The sequence below is a fragment of the Halosimplex halobium genome, from assembly GCF_051414055.1.
In the GTDB taxonomy this organism is placed as follows: Archaea; Halobacteriota; Halobacteria; order Halobacteriales; family Haloarculaceae; genus Halosimplex; species Halosimplex halobium.
In genome coordinates this window covers 153,416-177,577 of sequence record NZ_JBLKNX010000001.1, presented here as the reverse complement: position 1 = coordinate 177,577, position 24,162 = coordinate 153,416, and the positions used below count along the sequence as shown (strand labels likewise).

Here is a 24,162-nt window from a genome sequence, read left to right as displayed (position 1 = left end):
GTCAGAAGGCTCCCGGGGCGACGACGTAGGCGAACAGCAGCGTCAACAGTCCCGTCGCCGTCGCGTAGTACGCGAGCGGTATCAGTTCGAGGCGGATGACCCGCCCCTCCTCGCCGACGAGCCCGACGACGGCCAGCGCGGCGACGACGTTGTGGATGGCGACGAGGTTGCCGATGGCGCCGCCGACCGCCTGGGCGCCGACGACGACCTGCGTCGGCACGCCGATGTTCTGGGCGGCGTTGTACTGGAAGGTGCCGAACAGGATGTCGCTGACCGTGTTCGAGCCCGCGATGAACGCGCCGAACGCGCCGACCAGCGACGCGAAGAACGGGTAGGCGACGCCGGCGGCGTTGGCCGTCAGGTCCGAGAGCACGACGAGCATACTGTCGAGGTTCCCGGCCCGCCCGGAGTTGATCATGACCTGGACGGTCGCGACCGCGAACCACAGCGCGACCACGGCCGGGAGGATCTTCTCGACGGTCTCGCGCCACGAAGCCCGGATCTCCGGGGCGTCCATGTCGTGCAGGAAGTACGTGATGACGCTGACGACGACGAAGATCGCCCCCGGCAGGTAGAGGGTCCGGAACGACCCCGACAGGTCGGCGTAGCCGAAGATGTCCGTCCAGGCGACGATCAGGTTCGACTGGAGGAACGTCTGCAGCGGGCTCCAGACGCGGGTCACCACGAGGAGCGCCGCGGTCAGGATGTAGGGCAGCCAGGCCATCCCCAGGGACATCCCTCGGTCCGTCGCCGTCGCGGTGCCGCCGTCGGCCGCCGCGGGGCCGCTCCCGGTCCCGGTCGCGCCGCCGGCGCCCGTGCTCTCGCCGGGTTCGATGTCACCGACCCAGTGGGCGGGCCAGTTCTCCCGGGGACCGAAGTCCCACTCCTCGTCGGGCCGCAGGTACCCCGCCCGGAGCGTCGCCGCGGTGACGAACAGCCCGATCATCGCGCCGATGAGCGCGGGGAAGGTCGGCCCCAGGAAGTAGGCGGTCAGCCAGTAGGGGACCGCGAACGTGGCCCACGCGTACAGCGTCAGCGGCAGCACCTCCAGCGCCGGCCTGATCGACCGTTCCTCGCCGAAGAAGCGGGTCATCATCGCGACGCCGATGAACGGCAGGGCGATCCCGACGACGGCGTGGATCGACGCGGCCCAGACGGCGACCTGGGCGACGTAGGCCGAGACCGACTCGAAGCCCGCCGCCGAGAGCTCGCTCGGGATCGACCCCGTCGAGAACACGTCCTCGAGCCCGATGATCAGCGGCGTCCCGACCGCGCCGAAGGTGATCGCCATCAGGTTGCCCGTCAGCGCGACCACGACCGCGGCCATCGGCGGGAAGCCCAGCCCGACCAGCAGGGGGCCGACGATCGCCGCGGGCGTCCCGAAGCCGGCCGCGCCCTCGATGAACGACCCCATCAGGAACACGAGCAGGACGACCTGCACGCGCCGGTCGTCGCTGATCGACGAGAACCCCGCGTTGATCACGTCGAACGCGCCCGACTGCTTGAGCGTGTACAACAGCAGTATCGCGCCGAAGACGATCCACAGGATCTCCGTCGCGGTGAACACCCCGACGATCGACGCGGCCGCCAGCAGGTCCGGCGACATCCCCCAGCCGACGTACCCCGCGACGACCGCGATGCCCCACGCGATCGGCATCGTCCGCGTCGCCGGCTGGTACAACACGACCATCAACACCGTGATCGCGGCCAGCGGCAACAGCGCCAGCCCGACCTGGGTCACTGTCGCCACGGCCCCCACCTCCGTTCGGTCGCGGTCGGTCCTCCACTGTGCCAGTCGCTGCGTGCCAGTGTGCCCGGCATACTCGCCGGGTCCGATATCGAATATTTATACCCATCTACCGTTCAACTCGCTCGCAGGCGATACTAACACTCTCAGATCATCTTATATACTCTATTCCGAAACCTGGTCGAATATTTCGTTACAATAGTTTCTGATACAAATGCCTCGGTCTGGGTCCTTGGTACAGTTGTGTGTACCGAGCGGCGCCGAGTACACTCGACTGTATCCCGGCGGTAACGGGCTGATATCGGCGGTACACACGACTGTAATCGAACGACGCGACCGGTCCGGCCACGCTCGCCGCGGGGACGCCCGCCGGGCGGCGGTGCGAGGCGTCACCCGGGCGGCAGCGAGCGACCGCAGGGCGCGCTCTCGCGCGCGGTCGGATCGGGGGCCGGGTCGAGCTGGGCACTGCTCCGCCGGGCGCACGCGGACCGTGGTGACTGCGAGCTACCGGCCGGGGTGTTCGACCGCGAGACAGTGAATACAATCTATTACATCGAACACACTCACGTTCGGTCGACAAACACCCGACTTATGTGTACTCGGACGCCTATCCGTAGCAATGACCGTGCGCCACGACGGGATCACCGTCGAGTGGCTCGGCTACGCCACGCTGCGGTTCGCGGGCGAGGACACCGTCGTCTACACCGATCCCGGGCGATACGGCGTGCTCACCGGCGAGTGGGAACCGGACACGGAGGGGGTCGGGCACCCCCCGGCGCGGGACTACCGACCGGAGGACGCCGACGTGGTCTGTCTCACCCACGTCCACCACTACGACCCCGACGGCGTCGAGCGAGTGGCCGGTCCGGACACCACCGTCGTCGCCTTCGAGGCCATCGAGGAGGGGGTCGAGGACCGCGAACTCCCGCCGCTGGACTCGCTGCCGTACGACGTGGTGACCGTCGGCGACAAGGAATCGCTGACCGTCGACGGCGTCCCGATCTGGACGGTCCCGGCGTACAACGAGGAGAACGGCCCCCACACCCGCCCCGACGGCACCCCGTTCCACCCCGAGGGATTCGGCTGCGGGTTCGTCGTGGACGTGGAGGGCAAACGAGTCCTCTACCCCGGCGACACGGACGCGCTGGGTCCCCACCAGAACGTCGAGGTGTCGGTGTTCTGCCCGCCGATCGGTCCACGATTCACGATGGACCGCCACGAGGCCGCCGCGCTCGCCGCCGCGATGGAGCCGGAACTCGTCGTCCCCGTCCACTACAACACTTTCTCGACCCTCGAAACCGACTCGCGGGGGTTCGCCGCCGACGTGGCCGAGGCCGGCGTCCCCGTCGCGCTCGACGAGCGCTGAGCGGCCGGATCAACTGTCGTCCGACGGAGGCTCGGGGTCGCCGTCTTCGGCCGGTCGGAACGCGAACTCCGTCCCCTCACCCACGCTGTCGCCGCCCTCGACTGCCTCGACGGTGAGCGTCACGTCCGCGGTCGCGCCGCAGCCGCGGCTGACGAACCCGTCCCACTCGTCGCCGGCGGCGACCGGTCCCGACTCCGCCCGCCGGAGGTAGGCGCGGTACTGCGGCTTCGAGAGTTCCTCGGCGATCCGGTCGGTGACCGGCGCGTACCGGACGACGACGCGCTCGGCGACCCCGTCGGCGGTGGCGTCGACTGTCACTGGTCTATCGGAGGTGGCTCTCGGTGAAAACGGTTGTGCGGACCGGCGCGCCGGGCGGTCGAACGCGGCTGTCTCCGTTCACTCATCCCATCCCGTCAGTCCGGCGTGCTCGTCGGCGACGGCACGGACCTCGTCGGCGTCGAGCGCGCCGCGCTCGGTGACGACCGCGTCGACCAGGTCGGGCGGCGTCACGTCGAAGGTCGGGTTCGCGACCCCGACGGCGGCGTCGCCGTCGTACACCTCGCGAGGGTCGCGCTCCTCGCGGTCCACGTCGGGACCCGTGCTCGTCCGGCCCTCGGCGCTCGCGGCCGCTATCTTGTCGCTCGCGGCGACGACGTAGCAGTCGATCCCCTCGGTCGCGGCGGCGGCCGCTGCACCGCGCGTCCCGACCTTGTTGACCACCCGTCCGTCCGGCAGGATCGTGTCGGCGCCGACGACGACCGCCTCGATATCCGTCGCCGCCAGCCGGTCGGCCAGCGCCGCGTCGGTCGTCACCGTCACCGCGGCGTCGGTCCGATCGGCGAAGCGCTCGGCGGTATCGACGCCTTCCCGACCGGGCCGCGACTCGGCGACCAGCACCGAGTCCGGATCGGCCCGCTCGACCGCCGCCGCGACCGTCCCCGACCGCGAGAGCGTGGCGACTCGGTCCGGGAACCGGTCGGTCACGACGGCCGCTGCATCGGAGTCAGCGTCGCTCGCACGCCTGATGCCTTCGAGGGCAGCGGGTTCGAGTGCGGCCGGTGTGGCTTCCTCGCTCGCCGCGTCCATCGCCCGGTTGACGCGGTTGGCGACCACGGCCATCGACGGGCGGGCGTCGAGCAGGGCGCGGGCGACGGCGACGAGGTCCGTCCAGTCGGCTGGACGACCGTCCGCGTCGTCGCCGTCGGCGTCCCGACGGTCACCGCCGGCGCCTGCCGCGTCGTCGCCGCCCGCCCGTTCGACCGCCAGCGCGGCCTCGTCCCGGAGCACTTCCAGCGCGCGCAGCGATATCCAGGCCGACCCGTGTTCGGCGTCTTCGGCGACCGTCTCGACCGTCGGCCGCACCCGGTCGTAGGAGGTCCAGAGGTCGGGTACCGTCTCGCGTCGCAGGATCGCCGTCGGCGCCGTCCACTCGAACTCGTCGGTCTCCTCGTTCGGTTCGACGGTTCGCACCTCGCAGTCGAACAGATAGGGGTGGACGATCCACCGGCGGCCGAGGTCCTCGTCGACCACTTCGAAGGGGTCGCCCCGCCGAACCAGCGCCGCCTCGTCGCCGGGGTCGATGCCAGTCTCCTCGCGGACCTCCTCGCGGGCGGCGGCGTCGGGATCACCTTCGGCGTGGCCCGCGACGGCGCCCCACTGCCCAGTGTACGAGCCGACCGCGTCGCTCCGACGCAGGAGCAGCACGTCCCCGTCGTTGCGGAGGAACACCGTCACGACGTGGGTCTCGTCGAGGTCAGCCTCGGAAGGCACCTCAGCGGTCCCGTCGCTCTCTCCGGTCATCGCTCGCAGGTTCGCCCGCCTGCCGTATCAGCCTCGGGGTCGGCTCCGGGCGGTCGGCGCCGGCCCCGCGGCGGTCTCCGAGGCGACCCGCAGGTCCGCGAGGGGGAACCGACTTGGGCGTCCCGGTCGAACGCCGCCGTATGGAGATCGCCCTCGTCAGCGACACGCACATCCCCTCGCGCGCCAGCCGGATCCCCGACGCGTTCCGCGAGCGGATCCGCGCGGCCGACCACGTCGTCCACGCCGGCGACTTCGACTCGAAGGGGACGCTCGCCGACGTGCAGGACCTGGCGCCCGAGCTGACCGCCGTCGCGGGGAACATGGACCCCCAGGTCGGCCTCCCCGATCTGGTGACCGTCGAACTCGGCGGCGTCACCGTCGTCGTCCTCCACGGCACCGGATCCAAGCGCGGCTGGGCGGACCGGGTCGCCGCCGCGGTCCGCGAGGAAGCCGACGAACCGCGGGTGGGCGTCGCCGGGCACACCCACCAGGTGTTCGACCGGGAGGTCGACGGTGTGCGGCTCCTGAATCCCGGGAGCGCGACCGCCGCCGCGCCCGCCGACCGGGCGACGATGATGACCGTCGACGCGGCCGACGGCGACCTGGACGTGACCGTCCACGAAGCCTGAACGGGGCGGGGAGAGAGTCGAGCGCTCGCCGGTCACTCGGACAGCGCGCCCGTCGCGGCGTCGAACAGGGTGTCGCGGATCTCCCTGTCAGCGCCGAAGACGGTCAGCGGCCCCTCCGAGCGCGCGACGGCGCCGGCCTCGACGGCGAGCAGCGACCCGGCGACCTGCTCGCGCTCGGCGGGGTAGTAACAGACGAACCCCTCCAGTTTCCCGCGGGCGAGCAGCCCCCAGTAGACCACGGGCGCCCACGTCTGGATCGCCCGCTTGGGGATCTCCTCGACCGCGTCGGTGATGGCGTCCCACTCGCGGCGATCGGCGCCGCCCGAGACCACCTCGGGGCCAATTATCATCCCGACGGTCGCCTTCTCCGGCGGGAGCGTCGGCCCGTCGGTCACCTCGACCGGCGTCCCGTTGTACTCGACGCCGCCGCCCCGGGTCGCGACGTAGGTGTCGTCGAGGACTGGCACGTGAACCGCGGTGGCGACGGGCCGGTTCTCCGGGCCGTCCGGGCCGGCCCGGTCGCAGGCCGTCGCGGCGACGCCGAACGTGGGGATACCGGCGGCGAAGTTGTTCGTGCCGTCGAGGGCGTCGACCACCCAGCGGTAGGCCCCGTCGCCGTCGTGGTCGCCGGACTCCTCGGCCGAGATCCGGTGGTCCGGGTGGGCGTCGGTGATGGCGTCGAGAACGCGCCGCTCGGCCTCGCGGTCGGCCTCGGCTTTCACGTCCTTGGCCGTGTAGTCGGCCGGCGTGGCGCCGTTCTCGAAGGCTTCGCGGAGGTAGTCGCCGCCGGCCTCGACGGCGCGACGGGCGGTGTCGGCCAGCGCGTCGGCGTCGACGGCGGGGTCGTCGTCGGTCGAACCGGACCGGGGAGCGCCGGCGCTGTCGGCACCGCCGTCAGAGCGAAGCTCTGACGAGGGTCGCCTCGCGTCGCTCGACTCCCCTGCGTCGGCACCTGCGGAGTCGTCGGGCATAGCCTGGGGTGTGGACCGCCGTCCTACGAGCGTTTCGGATCGGGGCCTGGCGGCCGTCACCGACCCGGGCGATCCCTGCTCGTAACGGGGCGCTTTTGACGGGGCACGACCCAGTCGGGGTATGGAACTGTTCGCGGTCGAGGGCATCCCGGAGGTCCGTCCGGGCGACGACGTGGGCGAACTCGTCGCCGACGCCGTCGACCTCCGGGAGGGCGACGTGGTCTGTGTCTCCCACTCTATCGTCTCGAAGGCGGAAGACCGGGGCGCCGACCTCGACGAGTTCGACCCCGGGCCGCGGGCCGAACGCATCGCCGAGCGCATCGGGGACCTCGCCGGCGAGGCGAAAGACCCCCGCTTCGCCCAGGCGGTCCTCGACGAGAGCACCGAGTTGCTCACCGAGGAGCCGCTCATGCTCGCCGTCACGCGGTTCGGCCACATCTCCGTCAACGCCGGCATCGACCGCTCGAACGTCCCCGACTCGGACCTGCTCCTGCTCCCCGAGGACCCCTCGGCCAGCGCCGAGCGGGTCTCGGAGACGCTGGACGCGCCGGTCGTCGTCACCGACACCTCGGGACGGCCCTTCCGCCAGGGACAACGGGGCGTCGCCATCGGCTGGGCGGGGCTGCCAGCGGCCCGCGACTGGCGCGGCGAGACCGACCGCGACGGCCGGGAACTCGGCGTCACCGTCGAGGCGGTCGTCGACGAACTCGCCGCCGCCGCCAACCTCCTGACCGGCGAGGGCGACGACGGCCTCCCCGTCGTCGTCGTCCGGGGCTTCGAGTTCGGCGACCACGAGCCCCACGACGGCCTCTTCCGCTCGCCGGAGGGCGACTACGTCCGCGACGCGCTGCGGGAGTGGGAGTACGACAAGGCGCGGTTGCGCGGGAGCGGCGGCGACCGGGCGGACGACAACGGCGGCGCGGACGACGACGGCGCGAATGACGGAGGAGACACCGAATGAGAGCGATCGAACTCACGCCGGAGCAGCCGGTCTCGACGATAGCACAGCTGGGCGCGACCGCGGAGCGGGTCGGCTTCGACGCCGCGTTCGTCAGCCACCACTACAACAATCGCGACCAGTTCGCCGCGCTCACGGCCATCGCCGGTGAGACCGACGATATCGACGTGGGGCCGGGCGTCGCCAACCCCTACGAGACCCACCCCGTGACGCTGGCCTCGCGGATGGCCACCCTCGACGAGTACAGCGGCGGCCGCGGCGTCTTCGGCGTCGGCCCCGGGGACGCATCGACGCTCGCGAACCTCGGGATCGACCCCGACAGTCCCCTCCGCCGGGTGCTGGAGACGTTCAAGATCGCCCGGCGACTCTGGGACGGCGAGCGCGTCGACCACGACGGCACCTTCGAGGCGGCCGACGCCGGCCTCAACTACGAGGTCGGCGAGATCCCGGTCTACGTCGGCGCGCAGGGCCCGCACATGACCCGCATGGCCGCCAAACACGCCGACGGCGTCCTCTACAACGGCGCCCACCCGCGTGACTACGCGTGGGCCAGCGAGCGGGTCGCCGAGGGACTGGACGAACGGCCCGACGACCGCGGGGAGTTCGATTTCGCCGCCTACGCCGCCGTCAGCGTCGCCGAGGACGGCGAGGCGGCCCGCGAGGAGGCGCGCTTCCCGGTCGCGTTCGTCGCCGGCGGTGCGCCCCCGCCGGTGCTGGAGCGCCACGACATCGACCGCGAGGCCGCGAGCGAGGTGGGCGATGCGGTGTCGGCCGGCGAGTTCCGCGAGGCCGCCGGGCTGGTCACCGACGCGATGCTCGACGCCTTCTGCATCGCGGGCTCGCCGGCGGAGGTCGCGGCCGACATCGACGCCGTGCTTGAGTACGCCGACAGCTTCGTCGCCGCGTCGCCGCTCGGCCCCGACGCCGAACGGGCTATCGAACTGCTGGGCGAGCTGGAGTGAGTCGCGAGGAGCGGCGGGCGGTCCCGGGCTATCGCGCTTCCGGGGGCGGGGAGCTCGCGCCGGTGAACAGCGAGAAGAAGGCGCCGAGCGAGAGGACGCCGAACACCGCCGAGGCGCCGAGGACGAACAGGGCGCCGAAGGCGATCAGGACGTAGTTGAGCGGGTCGTGGGCCGCGACCTCCGCGAACTTCCCGGGCATCTCCACGGCGCTGTTGACGAGCTCCACCGCCGCGTCTGCGAGACTGACCATACCCGACGGTTCGGACCCTCCCTACTTCGACGTTTCGTGTGCGGGCCGGTAGCTCCCCCGGCGTTCGTCCGAGACGCTTTTGCCCCCGCGGCCGCTCCCTCCGGGTAGCCGTGGCCATCACGGACAAGATCTACGTCAAGAACCACCAGCAGATCGCCTCCCAGCTAGAGACCTCGTTCCCCAAGGGGGCGTTCAAGGGGGCGACGCTGGACATCCTCTACCAGGGGGAGAACCTCGCGAAGCTCGACGATGCCACCCAGGACCGGGTGCTCGACTTCGCCCAGGACTTCATGGACTGCGACTGCGAGGCCAACCCCCACTGCGGCCACCCCGAGGAGAAGTTCGTCGGGTATCTCCTCGACCTCCGGGCCCAGGGGATGGGCCCCGACGCCATCGTCGACGTGATGGGCGACGACTACATGCTCTACGCCTACCCCGGCGACGTGCTTTCGTTCCTCGACGGCGCCGTCCGCACGCTCGAAGCCGTCGAGACGCTTGCCGACGTGGACGGCCGCTCCGACTTCGCGAGCGACGCCCGTCGCAAACGCGAGGAACTGCTTTAGCGCTTCGCCGTCTCCGCGTTCTCACGCTTCGAGCGCTGTGACCAGGTCGTGGAACGTCTCGATGGTCAGGTCCGGCTCCGGACCGAACGTCTCCTGCGGGTCGCCCTTGCGGTCGACCCACACGCCCTGCATCCCGGCGTGCTGGGCGCCCATCACGTCGAACCACAGCGCCGTGACGTGGGCCAGCGCCTCGACCGGCTCGCCGACCCGCTCGGCGGCGTGGCGGTACAGGTCCGCGTGGGGTTTGAACAGTTCCACCTCGTCGGCGCTGATCGTGTCCGCGACCAGGTCCCCGATGTCTGCGTGGTCGACCAGCGAGTCCAGCATCGCGGGGTTGCCGTTCGAGAGGACGTAGCAGTCGTAGCCCGCGTCGGTGAGTGCTTCGAGTCCCTCCCGCACGTCGTCGAACACGTCGAGTTCGTGGTAGACGGCGAGGATCTCGTCGCGCTCGTCGGCGGAGATATCGGCGTCGGTCGCGTCCAGCGCGTACTGGAGCGCGTCCCGGTTCATCTCGTAGAACGGCTGGTAGGCGTCGATGTGGTTGGCGACCATCGTGTACTCCAGCGACCGCGCCCGCCACAGATCCGAGACGGGTTCGGGCTCGTCGACCCGCTCCGCGAGCGCCCGCTCGGCGGCCTCCACGTCCACGAGCGTACTGTACGAGTCGAACAGGAGCGTCGACACGCGGTCGGGGTCGAACGTCATACGGTACCAACCCACGATCGCCGGTCACATAACGGCTCGCCTGGCGGGTGTCGAACGCGAGGACGACGGGCGAGACGGGAGCCTGCGGCGAGGCAAAGCCGGGACAGAACGCGCGTGGAGTATGGAAACCGAAGGAAAGAGGTCTAGATCGACTCTTCGAAGTTGCCCAGCCGGTAGGAGGCCTCCTCGTCGTCCTCGCTGCCGTCGAGGTCCTCGAGCTGGACCACGTCCTCCTGGTCGTGCTCGTCGAGCTGCTGGCGGAGTTTCGTCACGTAGCGCTTGTGCTCCTCGAGCTGCTCGCGGAGGTGTTCCGCTTCGAGTTCTAGCCGCTCGTGCTCGCGGACGAAGCTCTTGGGCACCTCGACCTTCGGCGGGAAGCTCTCGGTGTCGCTCGTCGAGGCGCTGGACTCGTTGAGCTGGTGTTCCGGGACCACCTCCACCTGCCCGTCGTGGGCGACGAGCATGTCGACGTAGTCCCTGAACACCGCCGACAGCGACAGATCCCGCTCGTCGGCGATCTCGCGGAGCGTCTCGAACTTGTCCTCGCTCACGCGAAAGGAGATCGTCTTGTTCTTGCTCATTACTCCGCAGTCCGTTCTCGGCCCACTTAATCGTTTGTCAGACGCTGGCACGAGTCCCTGTTACCGTGAAATAAATCGATACGACTGCCATATCGGCCGGTTTCCACCCGGTCAGTGGAATCGAATCTGATAACCGGGGTCGCCGTCGGTCCGGTGTCGCGCCGCCGCTCGACGATATCGGCGCCGGTCGTGTCGTTTCAGCGCAAAGAATCGCGGTCGGAGGGGTCGCTACCGCGGGCCGGGAGTCAGGCGTCGCCGGCCTCGGCGGCGACGGCCTCCTCGTCTTCGAGGCTCTCCAGGGCCTCGACGACCTGCCGGCGGTAGTTCTCGACCGGGAGGTCGTACTCCTCGGCGGCCATCGCGACGTACTCGTCGACGGCCGCGCCGTCGCCGTCCTCGCCGGTCTCGTCCTTGTAGCGGCGGATCCGTTCGAGCGTGCGCTCGGCCGTCTCGACGACCCACCGATCCCGGGTCGCCGCGTCGACCTCGGTGATCGACTCCGGTCGGATGGAGACGTTCACCTCGCCGTCGTCGGTCTCGTAGGTGCGGGGCTTGCCGACGACCGAGACGTAGGCCGGCGGCTCCAGCTCCCGCAGCATCGAGGCCGCGTCGGGCTGGTACTGGCCCGCGTACATGTAGTAGCGGTCGCCGTTGGGGTCGATGACCTGCCCCTGCCAGTACTCGCTGTCGTCGCCCACGTCCTCGGTCTCCATGAGCGTCCCGACGAGGAACACGCGGTTGGCCCGCTCGCCCGTCGGGAGCAGCAGGTAGACCGGCGCTCGCTCGTCGTCGCTCTCCTTGAACGTGTAGGTCGCGTCGTTGAACTCGCCCGCGAACACGCGGCGGGCGACCTCGCGGGTGGGTGTCGTCGCCATCTATATCGACCTCGCTTTGATCAGCACGGCTTCAGCGTCCGCCGGCTCGGAGAGCCGCTCGACCTCGTCGACCAGCACGTACCGCCGGAAGGTCGGCCCGGTGACCCGGTAGTACTTCCCGAGCAGGTCCGCGCGCATCTCGTCGGCGACGACGGACGTGTCGAGCGCGTCCATCGCCATCTCCTGGGCCTCCTCCAGCGTGATGCCGGTCAGGTTCTCCGTGGCCTCCTTGTCGAAGAGGACCTCGTGGACCCCGTCGCCGTCGTCGAGCACGCCCTTGATCCGGAGGTCGAACTCGCCCTCGACCTCGCCGTGCTCGTTGCAGCGGCCGTTCTGGAGGACGCGCGTGCAGTCCTCCTCCGGGCAGCGCTTGATCAGCCCGGACCCGGACTGGATGTCGACTAAGGCGCCCTCGACGGTCACGTCGTCGTCGCCGACCTCGATCTCCTCGTCGAGTTCCTCGATCACCGTGGTGCGGTTGAGCTTCACCGAGAACCGCCCCTCGTACTCGTCGGTGACGACGTTCCGGAGGTCGTAGACCCCCCCCTCCTCCAGCTCGGGCAGGTCCGATTTCGACCACTTGGTGAACTTGATCGTGCCCGTCTCGTCGCCGAGTAGGCCGACCTGCGCCACGGCGTCGGAGTTGGCCTCCCACAGCTCCGTGACCTCGCCCTTGATGTCGACCCACTCCTCGGGGGCGTCGACGTCGGCGACCTGGACCCGGTCGTTGCCGGACCCGCCGCCGCCGAGCTCGTCGCGCTCCATGCCCGCCTCGTCGAGGTAGGTGTTGGTGACGCTCCGCCGGGCCTCCGAGAGGGGGACCTTGTACTCGTTGACCAGCGTGTCGAGACGCTCCTCCACGTCGTCGACGGAAAGGTCTAGCTGGTCCTCGAACTGTTCGTGTATCTCTGTCGCCTGGGTACGCAAATCCGTCATCTGTGTCGTTCCTGTCTCCGCGTTGTTTCGATGGGAGACACTCCTCTCTTGGTCGCCCCCGTATATAAACTCTCGGCCAGCGGAGTGAAAGTGAAAACCGCAGGAACGGACGGGTATCACTGCGGATACTTCCGGCCGTCGGGACGGTTCTCTACCGACGACGGCGCGTTCGGGCGCGTCGCAGGAGTCGGCCATCCGGTCGGGGGGAGGGATACGATTATTTGCTCGCCGCTCGCATCGATCGACTCCGATGCTCGACGCGGTCGTCTTCGACTTCGGGGGGACGTTGTTTCACGGGGAGAACGACGTACAGCGCGCCGTCGACGCTCGGTTCCGGAAGATGCGGGAGCTGGGATACGACATCGACCGCGAGACGTTCGACGACCTCTCCGAGCGGACGAACGAGCGGTTCGGCGAGCGCTACCACGGGGACTATCGCCGGTTCGAACTCGGCCGCTACACCGAACTGTTCTTCGAGGTCTGGGGCCGCGAGGCGCGCGCCGAGGACTGCGAGACGCTGGATCGCGTCTTCTGGGAGGCCCGCCTCGACGCGGAGTCGCCCGACGACCACGCCGTCGCGCTCCTCGACCACTGTCACGACCGCGACCTGTTCGTCGGCGCCATCACGAACGGGAACGAACTGATGACCGACCGTCGGATCGAATCACTCGACACCGGACCGCTCGAAACCGACCCGTTCGACCTCGTGTTGACATCCACCGCTGTCGAGGCCGAGAAATCGACCGTCGAGCCGTTCGAGGCGTTCCTCGACCGGACGGGCTTCGACGGCGAGGACTGTCTGATGGTCGGCGACAGGGTCGACGAGGACACGTGGGCGTCCGAGGTCGGGATGACGACCGTCCAGGTCACCGCGCACGCGACGCCGCCAGTCGGCGAGGTCCGCGAACCCGACTACGTCGTCGAGACACTGGCCGAGGTCGAACCGGTGGTCGACGATCTGGTCTGAGCGGCGATTCTCATCCAAACACTCTTCCAGCCGAGCGTGTAACACTCACGTATGTCTAATACGGATACGGCCAATGACGAGCCGGAGAAGACGAACATCAATATCCGGGTGACAGAGGCGTTTCTGGAGGATATCGATGCGACGTGGCGCGAGGAGGGTTACAACAGCCGAAGTGAATTCATCCGCGAATCGCTGCGCGACGCGGTTCGCCACCCCGACCTGTCGCGCGAGAGCTGGAAGGAGATCGCGGCCGTCGAGCACGCCCGTCGGACGGGCGAGAGCGAGTCGTTCTCGCGCGACGAGATCGTCGGCACGGATGAGTAAGGACGACTGGTACTGGCAGTTTCGGGCACCTGCGAAGCGGACGTACGACGATCTCGACGCCCACGCACAGGACCGAATTACCGACAAACTCGACGAGATCGTCACCGACCAGTGGCGCGAGCCCGACGACTACCTCGAACCGTTGACCGGCGCCCCGCACTCGAAGCTCAGGATCGGGCAGTTCCGACTGGGCGCTGAGTGTGACCACACCGAGCGAGTGCTGGATATTTATACTATCGAGCATCGCGGTGGGGCGTACAAGGCGGACGACGACTGACTCACTTGTAAAGGCGCGATCGTCGCTCCGATCCCTCCGGACGCCGACGGGGCTAAGGGCCACCCGGACCAACCCGCGAACGGATGGCAGACGACCGCATCGAGCGCGTCCTCCGGCAGAAGCTCCGGTCGGCGGGCCGCCAGATCGGCGAGGCCAAGCGCGCCTACAGACACGCCCGGCGTTCGGCGGAGGCCGACCTGCCCCACGGCGACGACGGCCGCGCGAGGATCGTCTGTCGCCGCTACGCCGAGCGCCGCGCGGTCGAACTCGACCCCGAACACAGACCGGGCTGTTTCGACCCGCGATCGCAGGACTGCCAGGGCTGCGTCGAGGACATCCGGTCCGGCGACATCGAGACCTGGTGAGCGGTGGCCGTCGGTCGCCGCCGCCGTTTCGACGGACATTTGACATCCGGAGTCGAGGGACGGGTATGGCCCTCCGCGCCGAATACCACCTCGGCTGTGCGGCCCTCCCGCTGGTCGGCGTGGCCGCGGCGGTCCCCGACGCCGAGATCGACCTCGCGATCAGCCCCGGTATGAGCGATCGGCCGCGTTTCACGGTCCGCGTGCTCGGGGACGCGGAGACCGTCGCCGCGGTCGAGGCCGAGTTCGAGCGGACGCCGTTCGTCGGCGAGTGCCGGCGCATCGTCCGCGAGGGCGACGCGACCCGCTACTCGATCCGGCCGGGCACGAGCATGGCCGAACAGCTCGGGGACCACCTCGACAACCTGGACGACCTGCGGGCGCTCTACGAGACGGCGACACACATCGAGCGCATCCGCGCCACCCCGACCGGCTGGGTTCAGACGGGTCGGTTCGCCGACCGCGCCGCGTTCGACGAACTCCGCGAGTTCTGGCAGCGCAACACGGATTTCCGACTGCGCAAGCTCACCCGCGTCGGCGACGACGCCGGGGACGGGTTCGGTACCGGCATCGACGCCGACGACGGCGACGGCCTCACCGACGCCCAGCGCGAGGCGATCCGGACCGCCTATCGGCTGGGTTACTTCGAGATCCCGCGGACGGCGACGCTCGACGACGTGGCCGCCGAACTCGGCATCTCGGCGTCGTCGTGTTCCGAGCGACTCCGCCGGGCCCAGACCCACCTCGTCGAGACACACGTCGGATCGGAAGCGCCGCTCGCCGGGCAACCGCCCTGACCTCGCTCCCACTCTGCCGTCTACTACCGGCGATACGACCGCTCATACGGATTATTGCGAGCGTTTACCGGGTCGACCGCACGCAGTCGTGCGGTCGATCCCGGAATGACTTGCGATAATCCGTATCAGAACTCGACCGACACGTCACCGGAGAGGTACGCGACGCTCCGTTCGACGATCCGGCGCGTGAACGCGTCGGTCACGGCCCCCTGCGCGCTCGCGACCGCGTCGTGTTTGACGGTCGCGAGCACCCACGGTGAACAGTACGACGTTCGCTCGGGGTCGGACCCGACCACCCAGTCCCCGTCGGTGATCTCGACGTTGTCCGGAAGGTCGCTCAGCGTTAGCCCCGCGCAGAGGTATTCCTCGCCGGCATACGGGATCGAATCTGCGGCCAGCACCAGCCACGGTCTCGGGTCGCTACCCGCGTTGTAGGGGTCCGGCGCCCAGAACACGTCGCCGTCCGCGAACCGGTCACTCATCGCGGTGTTCGCGGGGGTCGACCGCGTGGTCCCGCCAGGCCGCCATCTCCGGAGTCTCGTCGTCGCCCTCGCGACTCGCGAGCGCGGCGGCGGACTGGTCGGCCGCCGCGTCCGCGCTCCGCTCGTGGTCGCTGACGCGCCAGTAGTGCCCGCGGTGGTCGACGCGCCCCCGCTCGCGCAACCGGACGAGCGTCGGGCCGACCGAGCCCGCTTTCACGTCCGTCGCGTCCGCGATCTCGCTCTGCGTGTACGCCTTGTCCGGGTTGTCCCGGAGAAAGGCGAGGATCGCCGCTGCGTTCGTGCCCGGCGTCGGACCGTCTTCCTCCCCGTCGGCCCCCAGCTGCTCGAATCGGTCGGTACTGATCGGCATACCGGACGTTGCGTATCATATGTATTGAACGCATCGATATATAAGATATACTGAATGTATCGCCGAGCCGGTTCGGGCAGATGGCTCCGATGGTCCGGTACCGAGGACGGTGTGGTCGTGGTGTGGCTATAAAAACGGCCGCACGACTGAGAGTCAGACGTAGCCCCGCGACCCCACAACGAGGAGCCCCATGCCGACGACACGCGCAACGACCGCAGCCGACGGTATCGATGTCGAGTACGAACGCCACGGCGACGGCCAGCCCGTCGTCCTCCTTCACGGCGGGATGGCGCCCCGCGAGTACTGGCAGCCCGTCGTCCCCCACTTCGACGAGCACGCCGCCGTCGTCCCGCAACGCCAGGGCTTCGGGACCTGTCTCGACGACCCCGAGGAGACCGGCCCCGACGAGGTACTGGAGCGGGAGGTCGCGTACGTCCGCGCGCTCGTCGACGACCTCGACGGCGGGAGCGACGAACGGCCCGTCCTGCTGGGCCACTCCTTCGGCGCGCTCACCGCTATCGAAACCGCGCGAGCACTCTCCGAGGACGGCGAGGGCGACGCCATCGAGGCCGTCGTCGCCTACGAACCCGCGATCCTCCCCGAGGCGTTCGCCGAGCACGCCGACCTGGCCGACCGAATGGCGGCCCGACTCGACGACGGCGACCGCGAGGGCGCGATGAAGCTCTACGTCGAGCAGGTCGTCCTCGCCGGGGAAGTCGAGGACCTGGACGCCTGGCTGGCCGAGTGGCCGGTCTGGCCCGACTGCGTCGACCTCGTCGAGGAGGTGATCCGGATGAACTACGCCGTCGAGCGCTACGAGCTGCCCGACCGGCTCGACGTGGACGCGCCGGTGCTCGTGCTCACCGGCACCGAGGGACCGCAGTTCCTCCGCGAGAGCGCCCGGTCGGTCCACGACGCGCTCCCGTCGAGCCGGTTCGTCGAGTTCGACGGCGTCAGCCACAGCGGCCCCTCGGAGGCGCCCGAGCGAACCGCCGCCGAGGTGCGGTCGTTCCTTCGCGAGCGGTGACCGGGTGCCGGCAGGGGCGCAGCCACCGGCAGAAGCACGGTCGAGACCGGAACCGGCGTGAGAGCCGGGTCCGGCGTCAACGCGAACCCGCTACTCGCCGGCGAGGTTGACGGTCAGGACGGGCGCGGGAGCGTTCGCCACGACCGTCTGGGCCGTACTGCCGAGCAGATTCTCCGTGTCGTCCCCGCGCGTACCCATCGTGACGAGGTCGATCCCGTTCTCCTCGACGTAGGCGATTATCTCGTCCGCCGGCTTCCCCTTCGTTATCGCCGTCGTCACCTCGACGTCCGCCGCCTCCAGTTGCTCCGACGCCTCTCCGACGGCCGCGGCTCCCTCCTGGCGGAGGTTCTCGACCACGTCGTCTTTCATCTCGTCGTCGAGCGTCAGGAACGCCCGGTCGTCGACGACGTAGAGGACGTGAACCCGCGCGTCGCGGCCCTCTGCGACCGTTCCCGTGTGTTCGAGGACCGTCGCTATCGACTCGCTGCCGTCGGTCGGAACCAGAATTTCGTGGTACATGAGTTCGATGTCTGGGTAGTACGTACTCACCGCTTTCGATCTCTCCCAAACTGATAGATCGCCCGGGGGCAAGGGGCCACACGCCGTCGCCGGTGTCCGTCGTGCGAGCGGTTCCACCCCGGCCGTCGGCCGTCGCGATTCGCCGAACCCACGCCTATTTTTCCGGGCCACTCCATCATCCGGCCATGACCGACCCCATCGTCGCGGTCGTCCTCGCGGGCGGGACCGGGACCCGCCTGTATCCAGCCAGCCGGAGCGACCGCCCGAAGCAGTTCCGCTCGCTCGGCGGCGACCGCTCGCTGCTGGCCGAGACCGTCGACCGCGCCGGCTTCGCCGACGAGGTGTACGTCCTCACCCGCCGGGACCTGGCCGAGGGAGTCCGCGAACACGCCCCGTCGGCCGCGGTACTCACCGAACCCGACCCGAAGGACACCGGCCCCGCGCTCGCCTACGCCGCCCACCGCGTCCGCGAGCAGGTCGGCGACTGCACCCTGGTTTGCCTGCCCAGCGACCACCACATCGAGGGCGACTTCGCCGGGACGATGACCGACGCCGCCGCCGTCGCCGCCGAGACCGACTCGCTGGTGACCGTCGGCGTCGAACCCACCCGGCCGGAGACCGGCTACGGGTACATCAAGCCGGGCGAGGAGGCCGAGAGCGACAGCGGCCGCACGTACTACCCCGTCGAGACGTTCACGGAGAAACCCGACCAGGGCGCGGCGATGCGCTACCGCCACCACGGCTACTACTGGAACGCGGGCATGTTCGCCTGGACGCCCGACGCCTTCCTCCGGGAGGCCGCCGACACGGAGCTGGCCCCGCTCGTCGACGCGCTCGACGCGGGCGACCCCGACCGGGGGTTCGACGCCGTCGACCCGGTTAGCGTCGACTACGCGGTCATGGAGGCGACCGAGGACGCCGCCCTGGTCCCGGCGACCTTCGAGTGGGACGACCTGGGCGCGTGGGACGCCGTCGCCCGCGTGGCCGACACCGACGAGGACGGCAACGCGGTCCTCGGCGACGCGCTCACCCTCGACGCCGAGAACACCGTCGTCGCCACCGACGGCCACGCCAGCGTCGTCGGCGTCTCCGACCTCGTGGTCGCCTCCTACGGCGACCGCACGCTCGTCGTCCCGACGGACCAGGCCCAGCGAGTACGCGAAGTCGTCTCCGAACTGGAGGAGGAAGACCTGTTCTGAGGGCGCCGCGGACGTGGTTGCGGGTGCGGGTCAGGCGGGCTCCAGCCCGTCGACCAGCCGCCGGACGGCGTCGCCGTCGAGGTACCGCGACGCGCCCGCGACGACGGCGTAGGTGACACCGTCCTCGGTCCAGACCGCCTCCCAGGCGCCCGACGCTTCGGTGAGCGCCGCGTAGTGGACGGACTCGCCGCGCAACTCCACTGTTTCTCGGGTCTCCGCTGGCTGGTCGGCCGGTTCCGGCGGCACGTCCGGCCCGAGTTCGCTGTCGGGTGCCGCCGCGGTGATCCACAGGTGGTCGCTTCCGTTGTCCTCCCGACGGTAGACGGCTTCGACGGCCCCGCTGTCGGGGAACGTCACGGCCGAGTCGAGGGCGTAGGCCGCCCCGACGCCGTCGTCGCCCGGCACGAGTAGCTGCGGGTCCGCGTCGCCGAGCGCGACCGGCGAGCACGGGACGCTCTCGTCGTAGGGTCTGGCGATCCCGTGGGCCCACAGCCCGTGGGGGACCCCGACCGCCTCGCACCGGTAGCGGGCCCAGTAGCTCAGCCGGTGGAACGGGACCTGCCGGACGGCGGGCGACTCACCGTCCGCCGGGTCTGCGTCCGCGTCCGGGTCCGCGTCCACTGCCGGCTCCAGCCCGTCGAGGAGCCCTTCGAGCTCGGCGTCGTCGAACTCGCCGTCGAGGACGGACACCTCGACCTGCGTGCGCGCTCGCTGGACGCAGGCGCCCCGGTTGCCCTTGTAGTCGGTCCCCAGGAAGCCGACGGCGTCGCCCGCCTCGACCGGCGTCGGGTCCTCGGTGCCCCACAGCGGCGCGACGCTGGCGGCCGGGGGCGCCCAGTCGTACAGGAACTGCTTGACCCGCAACTCCCGACCGTCCCCCGCGACGACGGTCCGGACCGCCGACGGGTTCCCCTCGCTGTACGGCGTCTGTCCGACGTCTTCGGCGTCCAGCCCGTCGGGTCGCCCCGGCGGCTGTTCCGGCCGGAGCGTCGTCCCGCGTATCGCGCAGTCACCGGGGAGCCACCCCGGTTCGAACACGACGAAGTTCGCTCCTGCCTGTCCGTCCGCGGGAGTGGTCTCGCGGGGCGGTTCGGCCGCGTCGGCGTCGGTCAGCCGAACGCCGGGGCCCGCCGTCCGCCAGTCGGTCCCGTCGGTCGGTCGCTCGTCGGTCATACCCGATCCGGTGGACGCCGACGCCTAAACCGTTCCCTGAACGACGTTTTTGTAGGATATCGGACTCCACGGCGGAGCGCCCGGAGCGCTCAGTACAGGTGAAGGCTCGGCGAGCGGTCGCGGTGCGGTCGGCGTGCACTGTCGTCCCGGAATCGCTCGCGATTCCGATGGGCCGTCAGAACTCTGACTCGGGCGCGCTCCCGTGCGCGCGACAGACCTGCGCGAGGTCTCGGGAGCCTGCGACCGGGGGCTCGTCGGAGCGTGCCCCGACGGTGGATTCGCGACTCGCGGCTCGTGAATCGGCTGGGGAGGGTCGTGGCCGTCTGCGGTGCGGTCGTGGCGGACCACTCGCTGGCCGCACCGTGGCTTCGTCCCGTCACTCGACACTCCGTCGAAAGATCGGAACCGGTACCGAAGCTACCGGCGGCGGGCCAGCAGCGCGCCCGCGAGCAGGGCGACGAGCGCCGTCGCGGCGCCGAAGCCGGCGCCGTCGCCGCTGGCGGTCGTCTCCGGGGCGGGCGACGCCGCGCCGTCCTCGGACTCGGCTGTCGGCGTCGCGGTCCCGTCGGCGTCCATCATCGTCGCCGTCACGGTCCCGTCGCCGTCCATCCCGGCCGTCTCGGTCGCGTCACCGCCCGAGTCGGTCGCCGTCGCGGTCGGCGTCGGCGTCGCACACGTCGCGGGCTGGGGCGTCTCGACGGCCGAGAAGTCGATCTCCCCGTAGGCCTCGGGGTGGAGCGCCTGCGCGATCGTCTTCAGCGCCTCGACGTTCTTCGGGCCGTTCTGGGTCATGAAGTTGCGGTTCACGCGGACGACGTTCCCCTCCTGCACCGCGGTCGTCCCGTTGAACGTCGGGGTGTTCGGGACGGACCCGAACTGACCGTTCTGGACGATCCACTCGGGGTCGCGCTCGGTGATGATCTCGTTGCTGAGCGTGCCGTAGCCGTTGGACGTGTTGATCTCGCCGGCGGCGATGTTGTCGCCGCCCGCCGCGGCGACGATCTGGCCGACGAACGTGTCCTCGCCGGCGGTCCAGCCGCCGCCGAGGTGGAAGAACACGCGGGGGTTCTCCTGACCGCTGACGGCGTCACGGACCGCCTGGACCTCGCCCTGCATTCGTGCGCTGACCTGGCCGGCCGCCTCGTAGTTACCGGTCAGCTGGCCGTACAGTTCGACCTTTTCGTACACGTCCTCCAGGGAGGCCGCGCCCTCGAACTTGTAGACCGTCAGGCCGCTGGATCGCAGCGTCTCGACGGTCTCGTCGGGGACGACGTTCGGCGCGAGCACGAGGTCGGGTTCGGCGCCGATCACGGACTCGACTTTGATCGAGCCGTCGTCGTTGACCACGTCGGTCTTGCCCTCGGTGTCGTTGAGGTAGCCCAGGTAGTAGTCCTGGGGCATCGCGACCGTCTCGTCCTCGGCGCCGATGCTCCAGAGGATCTGGGCCGCACTGGGGGCCAGCGCGGCGAGCCGGTCGGGGTCCTCGTCGATCCGTACCTCCGTTCCCGTCGCGTCGGTGACGGTCATCGGATACGTGCAGTGGGTGTCCGCGAGCGAACTCCCGCTCGCCACACCCGCACCCGATGGAGCCGCGGCCGCGCCGGCGCCGGCAGCGGCGGGCACTGCGCCCACCGCCGCCAGCACCACCAGCGCGGCACCGACGACTGCCGTCGCGTCTCTCATGGCGTCCGGCGGTGCGGGCCTTTGCAATAAATATTTACCTACTGCAACCAGACTTGAGGGCAGCATGGCAGTCCGGACGCGGGCCGCGGGGTGGTCGGCGGGACTGGCCGGACTGTTGGTGGCCGTCGCGCTCGTCAGCGCCACCGTCGGCCCGGTGAGCGTCCCGCTTGCGACCGTCGCGAAGGCGGCGCTCAACGCCGTCGGCGTCCCGACCGGCGTCTCCGTCGGCAGCGGCACGGTCGCGCTGTTCGGCGCCACGGCGACCGTCCCGGTCCCCGACCCCTCCTACACCTACCTGTTCTCGTTCCCGGTCGACGCGACCAGCGAGACGATCGTCCGGCGGATCCGCCTGCCGCGGATCGCGCTGGCGGCGATCGTCGGCTTCTCGCTGGCCGCCGCCGGCACCGTGATGCAGGGCTTCTTCCGCAACCCGATGGCCGACCCCTCGATCATCGGCGTCTCCTCCGGCGCCGCGGTGGGCGCGGTCGCGACCATCGCCCTCTCCTTTTCGGGGCCGTACGCCCTCCAGACGGCCGCGTTCGTCGGCGCCGTCGTCAGCGCGTTCGCCGTCTACCTCATCGCCACGGAGGGCGGGCGGACGCCGACGGCGACGCTGCTGCTCGCGGGGGTCGCGGTCCAGACGCTGCTGGGCGCGGTCGTCTCCTACCTCCTCCTGCGGGCCGGCGAGAGCCTCGAGCAGGCGCTGTACTGGCTGATGGGCGGGCTGCTCCGCAACGCCGTCTGGACCGACGTGGCGGTCACAGTCCCCGTCGCGGCGGCCTGCTTCGGCGTCCTGGCCGCCTACGGCCGTGACCTGAACGTCCTCCTGCTCGGCGAGGCCGACGCCCACACGCTGGGCATCGAGGTCGAACGCACCAAGCGCGTCCTGCTGGCGGTCTCCAGCGTCCTCACCGCGGCGGCGGTCGCGGTCGCCGGCTCAATCGGCTTCGTCGGCCTCGTCGTCCCGCACATGATGCGGCTGCTCGTCGGCCCCGACCACCGAATCTTGCTCCCGACGAGCGCCGTCGCCGGCGGGGCCGTCCTCGTCGCCACGGACACCGTCGCCCGGTCGGGGAGCGTCGAGGTCCCCGTCGGCATCGTCACCGCCGCGCTGGGCGCGCCCTTCTTCCTCTATCTCCTCCGGACACGGGAGGTGCACTCGCTGTGACGCCCGACCTGCCGGACGCGCTGGACGGACTCCTGGGCGACGAGACGGAGGACCGGTCGGGAGACGAGTTCACGCTGGCCGGCACCGATCCGGCGGCGGCCGCCGACGCCCCGCTCCTCGAAGTCGAGGGCGTGTCGCTGTCCTACGGCGACCTGTCGGTACTGTCGGAGGTGTCGCTGTCGGTCGCGTCGGGGGAGTTCGTCGGCCTCGTCGGGCCGAACGGTGCCGGCAAGACGACGCTGCTGGGGGCGATCAACGGCGTGCTCGAACCCGACTCGGGACGGGTCCGCGTCGGCGGGGAGACGGTCGCGGATCTGTCCTCCCGGGCGGCGAGTCGGCTGGTCGCGACGGTGCCCCAGGACACGACCGTCGCCTTCGACTTCGCCGTCGAGGACATCGTGGAGATGGGGCGGACGCCCTACCACGGGCGGTTCAGCGGCGACCCCGACGCCGGGGAGGCGGTCGACCGCGCGCTCGAACGGACCGACACCGAGCGCTTCCGCGACCGGTCGGTCGCCTCCCTGAGCGGCGGCGAGCGCCAGCGCGTCGTACTCGCGCGCGCGCTGGCCCAGGAGACGCCCGCCCTGGTCCTCGACGAGCCGACGGCGAGCCTCGACGTGAACCACCAGGTCCGGACGCTCGAACTCGTCGCCGACCTCGCGGAGGCGGAGGGCAAGGCGGCGCTTGCGGCGATCCACGACCTCGACCTGGCGGCCCGGTTCTGCGACCGGCTGGCCGTCCTCGCCGACGGCGACCTGCTGGCGGTCGGGCCGCCCGGAGAAGTGCTGACCGCCGACACCGTCGGCGCCGCCTTCGACACCGACGCCGTCGTCCGCTCGAACCCGGTGACCGGGACGCCCGCGGTGACGGCGCTGCCGGAGCCGGGCGAGCTGGACCGGCGGGTGCACGTCCTCGGGACCGGGCCCTGGACGGCCCGCGTGGTTTCGGCGCTCGCGACCGCTGGCGCGACGGTGACCGTCGGCGCGCTCCCGCCCGGCGACGTGGCCGCCGAGACGGCCCGGGAACTCGCGGCGGAGACGGTGACCGCGCCCCCCTTCGACGGGCTCGACGGCGAGGCGGCGGCCGCGACCCGCGACTGCCTGGCGGCGGCCGACGCGGTCGTGGTCGTCGAACCGCTGCCCGACGCGCTCCGGGCGCTCGCCCGCGACCACGACCCGGTGGTCCGGGTCGCGGCCGACGACGACCCCGCGAGCGCGACGGCCGAACTCGGCGGGCCGGGACGAGAGACGGGGACCGGGCGGGACGTGAACACCGGACGCGACGGGCGGGCCGGCGAAGTCGGCGAGCGCGACGACGGGGCGACGCGTGTCGGTCGAACGGGAGGAACCGACGGCGAGCGGTCGGCCGTCGAGGCCGCCGCGCGGGCGACCCCGGAGACGGTGGCGGCCGGCGTCCGGCGCGCGCTCGACCGGTCCGTCTCGGCCGACGACTGAGTTGCGGGGACGGTTTC

The 24,162-nt window shown here is 70.6% G+C and carries 28 protein-coding genes; 14 read left to right on the top strand and 14 right to left on the bottom strand.

What is annotated here, in order from left to right; all coding sequences use genetic code 11:
* Nucleotide 1 precedes the first annotated feature (1 nt).
* Nucleotides 2-1,750, bottom strand: a complete 1,749-nt coding sequence (locus ACMGFG_RS00925; protein ID WP_436928472.1) for an L-lactate permease — start codon at nt 1,748-1,750, stop codon at nt 2-4.
* 616 nt (nt 1,751-2,366) lie between these two features.
* Between ACMGFG_RS00925 and ACMGFG_RS00920 the strand changes: the two genes are divergently transcribed.
* Nucleotides 2,367-3,113 (top strand): MBL fold metallo-hydrolase, encoded by a 747-nt coding sequence (locus ACMGFG_RS00920; protein ID WP_436928471.1) that lies wholly within the window; start codon nt 2,367-2,369, stop codon nt 3,111-3,113.
* Nucleotides 3,114-3,122: 9 nt separating this feature from the next.
* Here ACMGFG_RS00920 and ACMGFG_RS00915 read toward each other — a convergent pair whose 3' ends face one another.
* A complete protein-coding gene (locus tag ACMGFG_RS00915; RefSeq protein WP_436928470.1) occupies nt 3,123-3,431 on the bottom strand; it encodes a DUF7968 family protein in 309 nt (102 codons plus the stop codon).
* 78 nt (nt 3,432-3,509) lie between these two features.
* Complete coding sequence (locus tag ACMGFG_RS00910) at nt 3,510-4,913, bottom strand: eIF2B alpha/beta/delta subunit family protein (protein WP_436928469.1); 1,404 nt, start codon at nt 4,911-4,913, stop codon at nt 3,510-3,512.
* A 140-nt stretch (nt 4,914-5,053) separates the two neighbouring features.
* Here ACMGFG_RS00910 and ACMGFG_RS00905 point away from each other — a divergent pair, with 140 nt between their 5' ends.
* Nucleotides 5,054-5,542 (top strand): metallophosphoesterase family protein, encoded by a 489-nt coding sequence (locus ACMGFG_RS00905; RefSeq protein ID WP_436928468.1) that lies wholly within the window; start codon nt 5,054-5,056, stop codon nt 5,540-5,542.
* A gap of 32 nt (nt 5,543-5,574) precedes the next feature.
* On the opposite strand, the gene ACMGFG_RS00900 is transcribed toward ACMGFG_RS00905, so the two are convergent.
* The gene (locus ACMGFG_RS00900; protein WP_436928467.1) at nt 5,575-6,513 is read right to left on the bottom strand and encodes an inositol monophosphatase family protein; all 939 of its coding nucleotides are present in this window, start codon (nt 6,511-6,513) and stop codon (nt 5,575-5,577) included.
* 121 nt (nt 6,514-6,634) lie between these two features.
* On the opposite strand from ACMGFG_RS00900, the gene ACMGFG_RS00895 reads away from it, so the two are divergent.
* Both ACMGFG_RS00895 and ACMGFG_RS00890 read left to right on the top strand, forming a co-directional pair.
* The gene (locus tag ACMGFG_RS00895) at nt 6,635-7,474 is read left to right on the top strand and encodes a coenzyme F420-0:L-glutamate ligase (RefSeq protein ID WP_436928466.1); all 840 of its coding nucleotides are present in this window, start codon (nt 6,635-6,637) and stop codon (nt 7,472-7,474) included.
* Nucleotides 7,471-8,433, top strand: a complete 963-nt coding sequence (locus tag ACMGFG_RS00890) for a 5,10-methylenetetrahydromethanopterin reductase (RefSeq protein ID WP_436928465.1) — start codon at nt 7,471-7,473, stop codon at nt 8,431-8,433. The genes ACMGFG_RS00895 and ACMGFG_RS00890 overlap by 4 nt, the downstream gene beginning before the upstream one ends.
* Nucleotides 8,434-8,461: 28 nt before the next feature.
* On the opposite strand, the gene ACMGFG_RS00885 is transcribed toward ACMGFG_RS00890, so the two are convergent.
* The gene (locus tag ACMGFG_RS00885; protein ID WP_436928464.1) at nt 8,462-8,683 is read right to left on the bottom strand and encodes a DUF8024 family protein; all 222 of its coding nucleotides are present in this window, start codon (nt 8,681-8,683) and stop codon (nt 8,462-8,464) included.
* Between the two features lie 110 nt (nt 8,684-8,793).
* On the opposite strand from ACMGFG_RS00885, the gene ACMGFG_RS00880 reads away from it, so the two are divergent.
* Nucleotides 8,794-9,246 (top strand): DUF5814 domain-containing protein, encoded by a 453-nt coding sequence (locus ACMGFG_RS00880; RefSeq protein WP_436928463.1) that lies wholly within the window; start codon nt 8,794-8,796, stop codon nt 9,244-9,246.
* 21 nt (nt 9,247-9,267) lie between these two features.
* On the opposite strand, the gene ACMGFG_RS00875 is transcribed toward ACMGFG_RS00880, so the two are convergent.
* The 4 genes from ACMGFG_RS00875 to ACMGFG_RS00860 form a co-directional block, all read right to left on the bottom strand.
* On the bottom strand, nt 9,268-9,951 hold the full coding sequence (locus ACMGFG_RS00875) for a haloacid dehalogenase type II (RefSeq protein ID WP_436928462.1): 684 nt from the start codon (nt 9,949-9,951) through the stop codon (nt 9,268-9,270).
* A 143-nt stretch (nt 9,952-10,094) separates the two neighbouring features.
* Complete coding sequence (locus tag ACMGFG_RS00870; protein WP_135365202.1) at nt 10,095-10,532, bottom strand: DUF8146 domain-containing protein; 438 nt, start codon at nt 10,530-10,532, stop codon at nt 10,095-10,097.
* A gap of 245 nt (nt 10,533-10,777) precedes the next feature.
* Nucleotides 10,778-11,407 carry an RPA family protein gene (locus tag ACMGFG_RS00865; protein ID WP_436928461.1) on the bottom strand — a complete coding sequence of 210 codons (630 nt, stop codon included), beginning with the start codon at nt 11,405-11,407 and terminating at the stop codon, nt 10,778-10,780.
* On the bottom strand, nt 11,408-12,343 hold the full coding sequence (locus tag ACMGFG_RS00860) for a replication factor A (protein WP_436928460.1): 936 nt from the start codon (nt 12,341-12,343) through the stop codon (nt 11,408-11,410).
* 250 nt (nt 12,344-12,593) lie between these two features.
* Here ACMGFG_RS00860 and ACMGFG_RS00855 point away from each other — a divergent pair, with 250 nt between their 5' ends.
* From ACMGFG_RS00855 to ACMGFG_RS00835, 5 genes are all read left to right on the top strand, one after another.
* Nucleotides 12,594-13,310 carry an HAD family hydrolase gene (locus tag ACMGFG_RS00855; RefSeq protein WP_436928459.1) on the top strand — a complete coding sequence of 239 codons (717 nt, stop codon included), beginning with the start codon at nt 12,594-12,596 and terminating at the stop codon, nt 13,308-13,310.
* Nucleotides 13,311-13,361: 51 nt separating this feature from the next.
* On the top strand, nt 13,362-13,634 hold the full coding sequence (locus ACMGFG_RS00850; protein ID WP_436928458.1) for a ribbon-helix-helix domain-containing protein: 273 nt from the start codon (nt 13,362-13,364) through the stop codon (nt 13,632-13,634).
* Nucleotides 13,627-13,911, top strand: a complete 285-nt coding sequence (locus ACMGFG_RS00845; protein WP_436928457.1) for a type II toxin-antitoxin system RelE family toxin — start codon at nt 13,627-13,629, stop codon at nt 13,909-13,911. The genes ACMGFG_RS00850 and ACMGFG_RS00845 overlap by 8 nt, the downstream gene beginning before the upstream one ends.
* Before the next feature lie 83 nt (nt 13,912-13,994).
* Nucleotides 13,995-14,276 carry a DUF7091 family protein gene (locus tag ACMGFG_RS00840; protein ID WP_436928456.1) on the top strand — a complete coding sequence of 94 codons (282 nt, stop codon included), beginning with the start codon at nt 13,995-13,997 and terminating at the stop codon, nt 14,274-14,276.
* A gap of 65 nt (nt 14,277-14,341) precedes the next feature.
* The gene (locus ACMGFG_RS00835; protein WP_436928455.1) at nt 14,342-15,070 is read left to right on the top strand and encodes a helix-turn-helix domain-containing protein; all 729 of its coding nucleotides are present in this window, start codon (nt 14,342-14,344) and stop codon (nt 15,068-15,070) included.
* A gap of 125 nt (nt 15,071-15,195) precedes the next feature.
* Here the strand turns inward: ACMGFG_RS00835 and ACMGFG_RS00830 are convergent, their stop codons facing one another.
* Nucleotides 15,196-15,552, bottom strand: a complete 357-nt coding sequence (locus tag ACMGFG_RS00830; RefSeq protein WP_436928454.1) for a hypothetical protein — start codon at nt 15,550-15,552, stop codon at nt 15,196-15,198.
* Nucleotides 15,545-15,922: a MarR family transcriptional regulator gene (locus ACMGFG_RS00825; protein WP_436928453.1), complete on the bottom strand. Its 378-nt coding sequence runs from the start codon at nt 15,920-15,922 to the stop codon at nt 15,545-15,547. The genes ACMGFG_RS00830 and ACMGFG_RS00825 overlap by 8 nt, the downstream gene beginning before the upstream one ends.
* A gap of 190 nt (nt 15,923-16,112) precedes the next feature.
* Between ACMGFG_RS00825 and ACMGFG_RS00820 the strand changes: the two genes are divergently transcribed.
* A complete protein-coding gene (locus ACMGFG_RS00820; protein WP_436928452.1) occupies nt 16,113-16,949 on the top strand; it encodes an alpha/beta fold hydrolase in 837 nt (278 codons plus the stop codon).
* 90 nt (nt 16,950-17,039) lie between these two features.
* Here ACMGFG_RS00820 and ACMGFG_RS00815 read toward each other — a convergent pair whose 3' ends face one another.
* Nucleotides 17,040-17,498: a universal stress protein gene (locus ACMGFG_RS00815; RefSeq protein WP_436928451.1), complete on the bottom strand. Its 459-nt coding sequence runs from the start codon at nt 17,496-17,498 to the stop codon at nt 17,040-17,042.
* Between the two features lie 155 nt (nt 17,499-17,653).
* Between ACMGFG_RS00815 and ACMGFG_RS00810 the strand changes: the two genes are divergently transcribed.
* Nucleotides 17,654-18,667, top strand: a complete 1,014-nt coding sequence (locus ACMGFG_RS00810) for a mannose-1-phosphate guanylyltransferase (protein WP_436928450.1) — start codon at nt 17,654-17,656, stop codon at nt 18,665-18,667.
* Between the two features lie 30 nt (nt 18,668-18,697).
* Here the strand turns inward: ACMGFG_RS00810 and ACMGFG_RS00805 are convergent, their stop codons facing one another.
* Both ACMGFG_RS00805 and ACMGFG_RS00800 read right to left on the bottom strand, forming a co-directional pair.
* Complete coding sequence (locus tag ACMGFG_RS00805; protein WP_436928449.1) at nt 18,698-19,840, bottom strand: hypothetical protein; 1,143 nt, start codon at nt 19,838-19,840, stop codon at nt 18,698-18,700.
* 417 nt (nt 19,841-20,257) lie between these two features.
* Nucleotides 20,258-21,523 carry a PGF-CTERM-anchored ABC transporter substrate-binding protein gene (locus ACMGFG_RS00800; RefSeq protein WP_436928448.1) on the bottom strand — a complete coding sequence of 422 codons (1,266 nt, stop codon included), beginning with the start codon at nt 21,521-21,523 and terminating at the stop codon, nt 20,258-20,260.
* A 64-nt stretch (nt 21,524-21,587) separates the two neighbouring features.
* Here ACMGFG_RS00800 and btuC point away from each other — a divergent pair, with 64 nt between their 5' ends.
* The gene (gene btuC / locus ACMGFG_RS00795; protein ID WP_436928447.1) at nt 21,588-22,691 is read left to right on the top strand and encodes a vitamin B12 ABC transporter permease BtuC; all 1,104 of its coding nucleotides are present in this window, start codon (nt 21,588-21,590) and stop codon (nt 22,689-22,691) included.
* Nucleotides 22,688-24,145 carry an ATP-binding cassette domain-containing protein gene (locus tag ACMGFG_RS00790; protein ID WP_436928446.1) on the top strand — a complete coding sequence of 486 codons (1,458 nt, stop codon included), beginning with the start codon at nt 22,688-22,690 and terminating at the stop codon, nt 24,143-24,145. The genes btuC and ACMGFG_RS00790 overlap by 4 nt, the downstream gene beginning before the upstream one ends.
* The last annotated feature ends 17 nt before the right edge of the window (nt 24,146-24,162 follow it).

Bases quoted from the DNA above. Each gene is read 5' to 3' on its own strand.
- ACMGFG_RS00920 (WP_436928471.1), top strand. From the start codon at position 2,367: ATGACCGTGCGCCACGACGGGATCACCGTCGAGTGGCTCGGCTACGCC.
- ACMGFG_RS00910 (WP_436928469.1), bottom strand. From the start codon at position 4,913: ATGACCGGAGAGAGCGACGGGACCGCTGAGGTGCCTTCCGAGGCTGAC.
- ACMGFG_RS00905 (WP_436928468.1), top strand. From the start codon at position 5,054: ATGGAGATCGCCCTCGTCAGCGACACGCACATCCCCTCGCGCGCCAGC.
- ACMGFG_RS00900 (WP_436928467.1), bottom strand. From the start codon at position 6,513: ATGCCCGACGACTCCGCAGGTGCCGACGCAGGGGAGTCGAGCGACGCG.
- ACMGFG_RS00895 (WP_436928466.1), top strand. From the start codon at position 6,635: ATGGAACTGTTCGCGGTCGAGGGCATCCCGGAGGTCCGTCCGGGCGAC.
- ACMGFG_RS00890 (WP_436928465.1), top strand. From the start codon at position 7,471: ATGAGAGCGATCGAACTCACGCCGGAGCAGCCGGTCTCGACGATAGCA.
- ACMGFG_RS00885 (WP_436928464.1), bottom strand. From the start codon at position 8,683: ATGGTCAGTCTCGCAGACGCGGCGGTGGAGCTCGTCAACAGCGCCGTG.
- ACMGFG_RS00875 (WP_436928462.1), bottom strand. From the start codon at position 9,951: ATGACGTTCGACCCCGACCGCGTGTCGACGCTCCTGTTCGACTCGTAC.
- ACMGFG_RS00870 (WP_135365202.1), bottom strand. From the start codon at position 10,532: ATGAGCAAGAACAAGACGATCTCCTTTCGCGTGAGCGAGGACAAGTTC.
- ACMGFG_RS00865 (WP_436928461.1), bottom strand. From the start codon at position 11,407: ATGGCGACGACACCCACCCGCGAGGTCGCCCGCCGCGTGTTCGCGGGC.
- ACMGFG_RS00860 (WP_436928460.1), bottom strand. From the start codon at position 12,343: ATGACGGATTTGCGTACCCAGGCGACAGAGATACACGAACAGTTCGAG.
- ACMGFG_RS00855 (WP_436928459.1), top strand. From the start codon at position 12,594: ATGCTCGACGCGGTCGTCTTCGACTTCGGGGGGACGTTGTTTCACGGG.
- ACMGFG_RS00850 (WP_436928458.1), top strand. From the start codon at position 13,362: ATGTCTAATACGGATACGGCCAATGACGAGCCGGAGAAGACGAACATC.
- ACMGFG_RS00845 (WP_436928457.1), top strand. From the start codon at position 13,627: ATGAGTAAGGACGACTGGTACTGGCAGTTTCGGGCACCTGCGAAGCGG.
- ACMGFG_RS00840 (WP_436928456.1), top strand. From the start codon at position 13,995: ATGGCAGACGACCGCATCGAGCGCGTCCTCCGGCAGAAGCTCCGGTCG.
- ACMGFG_RS00835 (WP_436928455.1), top strand. From the start codon at position 14,342: ATGGCCCTCCGCGCCGAATACCACCTCGGCTGTGCGGCCCTCCCGCTG.
- ACMGFG_RS00830 (WP_436928454.1), bottom strand. From the start codon at position 15,552: ATGAGTGACCGGTTCGCGGACGGCGACGTGTTCTGGGCGCCGGACCCC.
- ACMGFG_RS00825 (WP_436928453.1), bottom strand. From the start codon at position 15,922: ATGCCGATCAGTACCGACCGATTCGAGCAGCTGGGGGCCGACGGGGAG.
- ACMGFG_RS00820 (WP_436928452.1), top strand. From the start codon at position 16,113: ATGCCGACGACACGCGCAACGACCGCAGCCGACGGTATCGATGTCGAG.
- ACMGFG_RS00810 (WP_436928450.1), top strand. From the start codon at position 17,654: ATGACCGACCCCATCGTCGCGGTCGTCCTCGCGGGCGGGACCGGGACC.
- ACMGFG_RS00805 (WP_436928449.1), bottom strand. From the start codon at position 19,840: ATGACCGACGAGCGACCGACCGACGGGACCGACTGGCGGACGGCGGGC.
- ACMGFG_RS00800 (WP_436928448.1), bottom strand. From the start codon at position 21,523: ATGAGAGACGCGACGGCAGTCGTCGGTGCCGCGCTGGTGGTGCTGGCG.
- btuC (WP_436928447.1), top strand. From the start codon at position 21,588: ATGGCAGTCCGGACGCGGGCCGCGGGGTGGTCGGCGGGACTGGCCGGA.